The organism is Bordetella petrii, from assembly GCF_020991325.1.
GTDB lineage: Bacteria > Pseudomonadota > Gammaproteobacteria > Burkholderiales > Burkholderiaceae_B > Bordetella_A > Bordetella_A petrii_E.
In genome coordinates this window covers 1-8,328 of record NZ_JAJMLX010000207.1, presented here as the reverse complement: position 1 = coordinate 8,328, position 8,328 = coordinate 1, and the positions used below count along the sequence as shown (strand labels likewise).

Annotated in this window: 8 protein-coding genes; 6 read left to right on the top strand and 2 right to left on the bottom strand. The window is 66.0% G+C overall.

What is annotated here, in order from left to right; translation table 11 throughout:
• Positions 1-890 (top strand): dihydrolipoamide acetyltransferase family protein (locus LPZ50_RS18080; RefSeq protein ID WP_230663287.1); only part of this gene is annotated, 890 nt, incomplete at its 5' end.
• Positions 887-2,284: a dihydrolipoyl dehydrogenase gene (gene lpdA, locus LPZ50_RS18075; RefSeq protein WP_230663285.1), complete on the top strand. Its 1,398-nt coding sequence runs from the start codon at positions 887-889 to the stop codon at positions 2,282-2,284. The genes LPZ50_RS18080 and lpdA, both read left to right, overlap by 4 nt.
• A 65-nt stretch (positions 2,285-2,349) precedes the next feature.
• Here lpdA and LPZ50_RS18070 read toward each other — a convergent pair whose 3' ends face one another.
• A complete protein-coding gene (locus tag LPZ50_RS18070) occupies positions 2,350-3,507 on the bottom strand; it encodes an acyl-CoA dehydrogenase family protein (RefSeq protein ID WP_230663283.1) in 1,158 nt (385 codons plus the stop codon).
• Positions 3,508-3,593: 86 nt separating this feature from the next.
• Here LPZ50_RS18070 and LPZ50_RS18065 point away from each other — a divergent pair, with 86 nt between their 5' ends.
• Positions 3,594-4,508, top strand: a complete 915-nt coding sequence (locus LPZ50_RS18065) for a LysR family transcriptional regulator (RefSeq protein WP_230663281.1) — start codon at positions 3,594-3,596, stop codon at positions 4,506-4,508.
• Positions 4,509-4,512: 4 nt separating this feature from the next.
• Here the strand turns inward: LPZ50_RS18065 and LPZ50_RS18060 are convergent, their stop codons facing one another.
• Positions 4,513-5,499 carry a Bug family tripartite tricarboxylate transporter substrate binding protein gene (locus LPZ50_RS18060; protein WP_230663279.1) on the bottom strand — a complete coding sequence of 329 codons (987 nt, stop codon included), beginning with the start codon at positions 5,497-5,499 and terminating at the stop codon, positions 4,513-4,515.
• A gap of 235 nt (positions 5,500-5,734) precedes the next feature.
• Here LPZ50_RS18060 and LPZ50_RS18055 point away from each other — a divergent pair, with 235 nt between their 5' ends.
• The 3 genes from LPZ50_RS18055 to LPZ50_RS18045 form a co-directional block, all read left to right on the top strand.
• On the top strand, positions 5,735-7,291 hold the full coding sequence (locus LPZ50_RS18055; protein ID WP_230663277.1) for an AMP-binding protein: 1,557 nt from the start codon (positions 5,735-5,737) through the stop codon (positions 7,289-7,291).
• Between the two features lie 294 nt (positions 7,292-7,585).
• Positions 7,586-8,155: a cysteine hydrolase family protein gene (locus tag LPZ50_RS18050; protein WP_230663275.1), complete on the top strand. Its 570-nt coding sequence runs from the start codon at positions 7,586-7,588 to the stop codon at positions 8,153-8,155.
• On the top strand, positions 8,152-8,328 hold a 177-nt coding region (locus LPZ50_RS18045), incomplete at its 3' end, for a VOC family protein (RefSeq protein WP_230663289.1). The genes LPZ50_RS18050 and LPZ50_RS18045, both read left to right, overlap by 4 nt.

Sequence of the window (8,328 nt, the reverse complement as noted above, 5' to 3'; positions counted from 1 at the left end):
GCCAGCCCGGCGAGCGGCCCCTGGCCTCGCCCGCCGTGCGCAAGCGCGCCTGGGACCTGGGGATCGAACTCAGGTTCGTGCACGGCAGCGGGCCGGCCGGGCGCATCGGGCACGACGACCTGGATGCCTATCTGCAGGGGCAGGGCGCCGGCATGCCCGCGGCCCATTCCGGCTACACGGAACGCCACGACGAAGCGCAGATTCCGGTGGTGGGCCTGCGCCGCAAGATCGCGCAGAAAATGCAGGAATCCAAGCGCCGCATCCCGCATTTCAGCTACGTCGAGGAAATCGACGTCACGGAACTGGAAGACCTGCGCGCCCAGTTGAACCGCAAGTATGGAGAATCGCGCGGCAAGCTGACCCTGCTGCCGCTGCTGGCGCGCGCCATGGTGATTGCGTTGCGCGATTTTCCACAGATCAACGCCCGCTACGACGACGAGGCCGGCGTGGTCACGCGCTATGGCGCCGTGCACCTGGGCGTGGCCACGCAAACCGACAATGGCCTGATCGTACCGGTGCTGCGCCACGCCGAGGCGCGCGACATCTGGCAGCTGGGCGAGGAAATCGCGCGGCTGGCCCAGGCGGTGCGCAGCGGCAAGGCCGAGCGCGATGCGTTGACGGGGTCCACTATTACCCTGACCAGCCTGGGCGCGCTGGGCGGCATCGTCAGCACACCCGTCATCAATCACCCCGAGGTGGGCATCGTCGGCGTGAACCGCATGGTTGAACGGCCCATGTTCCGGCAGGGCGCGGTGGTGGCCCGCAAGCTGATGAACTTGTCCTCGTCGTTCGACCACCGCGTGGTCGACGGCATGGATGCGGCGCAATTCATCCAGGCAGTGCGCGCGCTGCTGGAGCAGCCCGCAATGCTATTCGTGGAGGCGCCATGAGCGATACAACGACAACGACGCTGCTGGTCATCGGCGGCGGGCCCGGCGGCTACGTGGCGGCCATACGTGCCGGGCAGTTGGGCGTGCCCACCATCGTGGTGGAAGGCCAGCGGCCCGGCGGCACTTGCCTGAACATCGGCTGCATTCCGTCCAAGGCGCTGATCCACGCGGCGCAGGAATTCGAGCGCGCCCGCGACTATGCCGGGGAATCGCCGCTGGGTATTTCGGTGCAGGCGCCCGCCATTGATATCGCCAGGACGGTGGCCTGGAAGGACGGCATCGTCAGCCGCCTGACGGGGGGCGTCGAAGCCTTGCTGAAAAAGAACGGCGTGCAGCTGGTGCGCGGCTGGGCCCGGGTGCTGGACGGCAAGACAGTGGAAGTGGACACGGGGCAGGGCGTGCAGCGCATTCAGTGCGAGCACCTGTTGCTGGCCGCGGGTTCCGAACCCATGCCCCTGCCGTCCATGCCTTTTGGCGGCAAGGTCGTTTCGTCTACCGAGGCCCTGTCGCCGTCGGCGCTGCCGGGCAGCCTGGTGGTGGTAGGCGGTGGTTATATCGGCCTGGAACTGGGCACGGTGTACCGGAAGCTGGGCGTGCAGGTTACCGTGGTCGAGGCGCAGGATCGCATCCTGCCCACCTACGATGCCGAACTGACCAAGCCCGTGGCCGCGGCGCTGGCGCGCATGGGGGTGGAACTGTGCCTGGGCCGCAAGGTACTGGGCATGAATGCCGCCGGCGACGCGGTGCGGGTGCAGAATGCAGACGGCGCCGAAACCGCCTTGCCGGCCGACCAGGTGTTGCTGGCCATAGGCCGCCGGCCCCGCACCCAGGGCTGGGGGCTGGAGTCCCTGCAGCTCGACCGCGCGGGCAATGCGCTGCGCATCGATGACCAATGCCGCACCTCCATGCGCAATGTATGGGCCATCGGCGACATCGCGGGCGAGCCCATGCTGGCGCATCGCGCGATGGCGCAGGGCGAAATGGTTGCCGAGCTGGTGGCGGGCCACCGCCGCCGCTTCGCGCCAGCATCGATTCCGGCGGTGTGCTTCACCGATCCGGAAGTGGTCACCGCCGGGCTGGCGCCCGCGCAGGCCGAGGCGGCAGGGCTGGACTGCCTGGTATCGGCATTCCCCTTTGCCGCCAATGGCCGCGCCATGACGCTGGAATCCACTGAAGGCTTCGTGCGCGTGGTGGCGCGCCGCGACAATCACCTGATCGTGGGCTGGCAGGCGGTGGGCCGCGGCGTATCGGAATTGGCGGCGGCCTTTTCGCAGTCGCTGGAAATGGGCGCGCGGCTGGAAGACGTGGCCGGCACCATCCACGCGCATCCCACGCTGGGAGAAGCCGTGCAGGAAGCGGCCTTGCGGGCGCTGGGGCAGGCGCTGCACATATAGGCTCGCGGTGGGGTGTCAGGCACCTTGTTGTGCCTGGGTGTCTGACACCGCATACAGCGCGAGCCCTACGCCAGTATCCCCTTCGCGATCGTATTGCGCTGGATCTCGCTGGTACCCGTCACGATGCGGTACAGGCGCAGCCGCCGGAAAATGAACTCGACCGGGTGGTTCTTGGTCACGCCCACGTTGCCATGTATTTGCATGGCCTTGTCGGCGATCTCGAAACAGCGCTCGGACACGAACAGCTTGCACATGGCCGCCAGGGTGCGCACGTCTTCGCCAGCGTCGGCGCGCTCGGCGGCGGCCAGCACCATCTGCTCGCAGGCGTACAGCGCGGTGGCCATGTCCGCCAGCATGTGCTGGATGGCCTGGAAGCGGCTGATTGGGCCGCCGAACTGCTGGCGTGTCCTGGCGTAATCCACCGCCATGCGGAAAGCCTGGCGGGCCAGGCCCGTCATGGTGGGGCAGTGCAGCAGCCGGTTCACGCTGACGCGGTTCATGGCAATGCGAAAACCTTCGCCGGGCTTGCCTATCAGGTTCTTCTTGGGCACGCGGACGCGGTCCAGCACGATATCGGCATCGACATACTGGCCCGTCATGGGCACGCAATCGTGCACCAGGCGCACCCCGGGCTGGTCCAGGTCTATCAGGATGGCCGAGATCCCGTCGGCGCCCTTGTCCGGGTCGGTGACGCACAGGGTGACGGCGAAGTCCGCGAACGTCGATGCGGTGATGAAATGCTTGACGCCGGTAATCAGGTAGTCGTCGCCGTCTTCCACGGCCAGCGTGCGCAGGCTGGTGGCATCCGAACCCGATTGCGGCTCGGTCATGGCGAAACACGCGCCGCGTTCCGCATTCACCACCGGCATGATGTAGCGCTCCAGCTGGTACGGCGTGGCATAGCGCACCAGGTTGCCGATGCGCGAGGGCCCGCCCCAATCGCCCAGCACATGGGGAAACAGAATTGCCCCTGACGCGGCCACGTCGTCTTTCAGCACGCATAAGTCCCGGTAGGGCAGCGCCTGGCCCCCCAGTTCCTTGGGCAGTTGCAGGCCGTACAGGCCAAGCTGGCGCGAGCGCTGCCAGATGGATTTCACGAGTTCGCGCGGAAACTCATCTTCGTATCCCAGCCCCAGCTCGCGCTCCTGGGGCAGTAGTTCATTCTGCAGATAGTCTTGCAGGCGCGCGCGCAGTGCAGCCAATGCCGGGTTTTCCTGGGCCATGGTGTCTCCTTGTACGGTCTCCAGCTTGACAGCCTTGGCCTTCTTGGCAATTATGATTTCTTTAATTTCAATAACCAGGCGGAATCATGAGGCTGGAAGACCTGGACTATTTCCTGGCCGTGGCGCGGGCTGGCCATGTGGGGCGGGCGGCCGATGGCATGGGCATCAGCCAGCCGGCACTGACCAAAGGCATCCGGCGCCTGGAAGACGAACTGAAGCTGCAGTTGTTCGTGCGCACGCCCAAGGGCATGGAATTGACCATGCCGGGCAAGGCGTTTTTCCTGCGCAGCCAGCAGGCGCGGCGCGAACTGGACGAAGCGCTGCGCGAAGCAGGCGACCTGCATCGCGGCAGCATCGGTCTGGTGCGCGTGGGCGTGACGCCGCTGTTGGTGGAACCGGTGTTCAATCAGGCCTGTGTCGACCTGGTGGGCCAGCGGCCAGCCGCGAAGATCAACGTGATGGTATCGCTCAACGATGCCCTGATTCCGGCCCTGCGCCAGGGGGCGCTGGATTTTTCGATCAGCTCGCTGCACGACTCGGCGGCACCCGCCGAGTTCGACCGTATCCCCTTGTTCCGCGACAGCCTGTTCGTGGCGGCACGCCAGGGGCACCCCTTGTTCGACCGTTCCAGAATCCGCTTTGATCACCTGATCGGCTACGGCTGGATGCTGCCCGGGTTGCAGGTGGCTTCCCGGCGATGGCTGGAAACGCGCTTTGAGCAGCGCGGCGCGCCGCCGCCCGAGATTGTCATCGAGTCCAATTCTTCGGTGTCCAGCCTAGTCAGCATCCTGCACAGCACCGATCTGCTTACCGTCATCAGCGAGATCACTTTGCGGTCGGAAGCTGGCAAGGGCCTGGCGGTGGTGCCGCTGGAAGACGTGACCTGGCATCGCGAAATCGGCATCATGACGCGGCACGGCAGCTACCTGTCGCCCTTGGCGCAGCGCCTGGTCGAAATTCTGCAAGAGCGCGCCCGGGCCGGCGCGCTGTCGCGTCGCTGAATTATTACTCGTCGCGCAGGCCAAGCTGATCGATCAGCGGGCCGTAGCGGTTCGATTCGTCTTCGATCAACTGGCCGAACTGCGCCGGTGTGCCGGCGATGGATTTGAACGACTGGGACTGCAGCGCCTTCTGCACGTCCGGCTGGTTCACCGCCCTGACCAATGCCTGGTTCAGCTTGCTGACGATTTCCGGCGGTGTTCCCTTGGGAACCGCAATGCCGCCCCAACTGCCGCTTTCAAACCCCGGGTAGCCTGCCTCGGCCACTGTGGGAATCTGGGGCAGCGACGGCGCGCGTTCGGCGCTGGTAACAGCAATGGGCCGCACTTTGCCGCCTTCGATGAAGGCCATGGCCGGCGCAACCGCAATAATGCCCACGCCTACCTGGCCGCCCGCCAGGTCATTAATCATATTGCTGCCGCCCCGGTAGGGCACGTGCAGGGCATCGATGCCGAAGTGCTGTTTAACGGCTTCGAAGGTCAGGTGCATGGATGTGCCTACGCCCGGGCTGCCGTAGCTGAGTTTTCCCGGGTTTGCCCTGGAATAGGCCACCAGCTCTTCCATGTTGTGGATGGGCACGCTGCTGTTGACCAGAATGACGTGGGGCGACAGGCTGATGCCGCCCACCGGCACGAAATCGCCGATGGGATCGAATGACAGCTTGGGAGTCAGGTGCTTGGAAATGGGAAAGTTGCCGCCGTATTCCAGCAGGGTGTAGCCGTCGGCCGGGGCGTTTGCCACCTTGGCGCCGCCTATGCTGCCACCGCCGCCTCCCACATTCTCGACGATGATGTTCTGGCCCAGTTCGCGGCCCAGCGGGTCTGACACCAGGCGGGCGATGTAGTCCAGTTGCCCCCCTGCGGTAAATGGCACCACCAGGCGGATGGGTCGGTCTGGGTAGCTGTCCGCCCGGGCAGGCGCGGGCAGCAGCGCCGCCAGGCCGGCGATGAGGGCGGCCGTGGCCAGCCAGGGACGGAAGTCGCGTCGGTGCACAGATTGTCTCCTTGATATAGGCCTGCAGGCTGTGGTCTTGCCTGTCGTAAGGCTGATTCGTGGCCCTAGATTTAACCCGGCCGGTTTCCGTGGCCGATGCCGTATCGGTGCATCCTGATAACCGACAGGCATGAGAAGAAGCCGATAACGGCGCGCTATGGGAAATCGCGCCGGCGTTATCCCCCCGGCGCGGCGCGGCCTCACTATCCGGCTACCGACACGAAGGAGGCATCCGATGAATCAAGGACGATATACCAGCCGCAACGCGGCCTACTGGCGCGACCGCCCCGCCATTATCCATGGCGACCGCGTCGTCAGTTTCGGCCAATTGGACACCCGGTCCAACCGCCTGGCCAATGCGCTGCTGGGGCTGGGCCTGGCCAAGGGCGATCGTGTCGCCGTGCAGGCCTGGAATTGCCCGGAGATCATCGAGCTGGAGTGCGCACTGTACAAAGCCGGCCTGGTGAAAGTGGCGCTGAACGCCCGCCTGTCCAACCGCGAAGTGGTGGACACCGTGAACAACGCGCAGGCCAGCGTGTTCATCGTGGACCCCGCCCACAGCGAAGGCGTGGCCGGCATCCAGGCTGAATTGTCCAGTGTGCGGCATATGATCGTCACGGGCAGCAGCGGCGTCCATGGCTGGAAGCCGTACGAGGCTTTCATTGCCGCCGGCGCGGATCGCAACCCCGATGTGGACATGTCCGAAGACGATCTGGCGGTGCTGCATTTCACCTCGGGCTCCACGGGCAAGCTCAAGGCCGCCATGCAGACCGTGGGCAATCGCATGGCATCGCTGCGCAAGGTGGTCATGGGGCGCATGCGAGCCAACCCCGGTGAAGTGCTGGCGCTGGCCGGGCCCATCACGCATGCCAGCGGCATGTTCATGCAGCCGTTCCTGTTCCAGGGCGGCACCATTCTGCTGCACGACCGGTTCGAGCCGGAAGCCTTTCTTGCATCGGCCGCGCGGCACCGCGCCGCTTTCAGCTTCATGGTGCCCACCATGATCAACATGCTGATCGCCGAACCCAGCCTGCATCGGCATGACCTGAGTGCCTTGCGGCAGATTTCGTATGGCGGCGCGCCGATGGCGCCCGCCCGGATACGGGAAGCCTGGGAAGCGCTGGGGCCGAAGCTCAGCCAGGGCTATGGCACGGGCGAGACCACGGGCGGGCTGGCTTTGCTGAGCACGGCCGATCATGCGCATGCGCTGGCGTCGCGCCCCGAACGGCTGTCGTCGTGCGGCCGCTTGTTCGGCGAAGGCGAGCTGTGCCTGGCGGATGAAGAAGGCCGCCCCGTGCCGGCCGGCGAGGTGGGCGAAATCCAGGTACGCGGCCCCGACGTGTTCGCTGGGTACTGGGGCGAGCCGGACCTGTCGGCACAAGCCCTGCGCGACGGCTGGCTACACACTGGCGACCTGGCGCGCATGGATGACGAAGGTTTTGTGTATATCGTCGATCGCAAGAAGGACATGATCATCACCGGCGGCTTCAATGTGTATCCCACTGAGGTCGAGCAGGCCTTGTACCAGCACCCGGATGTATACGAGGCCTGCGTATTCGGGATCCCGGACGACAAGTGGGGCGAGGCCGTCAAGGCCGTGCTGGTGTTGAAGCCGGGCGCGCAGGCCAGCCAGGATGAATTGCTGGCGCATTGCCGCACGCACCTGGCCGACTTCAAGAAGCCGCGCAGCATCGACATCGTGGCGGAACTGCCCAAGAACGCCAACGGCAAGCTGGCCCGCAAGCCCCTGCGCGACGCGTACTGGGAAGGGCACGAGCGGAAGGTGGGGTAGGCGGAAGCGGTGTCAGACACCCATGGCACTACCTTAAGGGTGAAAGAGAACACCTTGCGGGGTACTGCCGGGTGTCCGGCTCCCGTCAGGGTGCCGGACACCGTTGTGTGCCACGACGGCCTCAGTTAGACGGTGTCTGGCACCCTGACGGGAGCCAGACACCTGGTAGTGCCGGCGAAAACTCGCCGCGGCAGCTTAAGGTAGCGCCATGGGTGTCTGACACCGCCAACCCGCGGCCGGGCACTAGGCAAACCCGCCTTGCAGTAGACTGGCCGCTTTCCCCCGGAGCTCGCCATGGCCTGCGCAGTGCTGGTGATCGATGTGCAAGAAGCCCTGTTCCGCCCGCCACCCCGGCCCGCCGAGGCCGATGCGGTGGTGGCGCGCATCAATACCCTGGCCGCCCGCGCGCGGGGCCATGGAGCACCCGTGATCCACATCCAGCACCAGTCGCCCGATGGCGAGTTGGCGCACGGGTCGGCCGGCTGGCGGCTGTTCGGCGCCTTGCAGCGCATGCCGGACGACCGCGTGGTGGGCAAGACCACCGCCGACGCGTTCCTGCGCACGGAACTGGCCGGGCTGCTGCAGCAGCTGGGCACCACGCGCCTGGTGATATGCGGCTATGCCACGGAATTCTGTGTCGATACCACGGTGCGGCAGGCCGCGGCGCGCGGCTATCCGGTAGTGCTGGCCGCCGACGCGCACACCACGCACGACAAACCCCACGCCGATGCCGCGGCCATTCGCCTGCACCACAATATGACCCTGCCCGCCATCGGCAGTTTCGGCCCGCCTATCAATGCCGTGCCGGCGGCACAGATCGAATTCATGGAAACGGTGCAGAACCTGGAGCCGAGCCAGCCATGAAAACCCTACTGGATCACATTGCCGTTGCCGCGCCCGACCTGGCCAGCGGCGCGGACTGGGTGGAACGCGCACTGGGGGTGCGGCCGCAGCGCGGCGGGGCCCACCCGCGCATGGGCACGCACAACCTGCTGCTGCGCCTGGGTCCGGATGTTTATCTGGAGGTGATCGCGCCC

Bases quoted from the DNA above. Each gene is read 5' to 3' on its own strand.
- lpdA (WP_230663285.1), top strand. From the start codon at position 887: ATGAGCGATACAACGACAACGACGCTGCTGGTCATCGGCGGCGGGCCC.
- LPZ50_RS18070 (WP_230663283.1), bottom strand. From the start codon at position 3,507: ATGGCCCAGGAAAACCCGGCATTGGCTGCACTGCGCGCGCGCCTGCAA.
- LPZ50_RS18065 (WP_230663281.1), top strand. From the start codon at position 3,594: ATGAGGCTGGAAGACCTGGACTATTTCCTGGCCGTGGCGCGGGCTGGC.
- LPZ50_RS18055 (WP_230663277.1), top strand. From the start codon at position 5,735: ATGAATCAAGGACGATATACCAGCCGCAACGCGGCCTACTGGCGCGAC.
- LPZ50_RS18050 (WP_230663275.1), top strand. From the start codon at position 7,586: ATGGCCTGCGCAGTGCTGGTGATCGATGTGCAAGAAGCCCTGTTCCGC.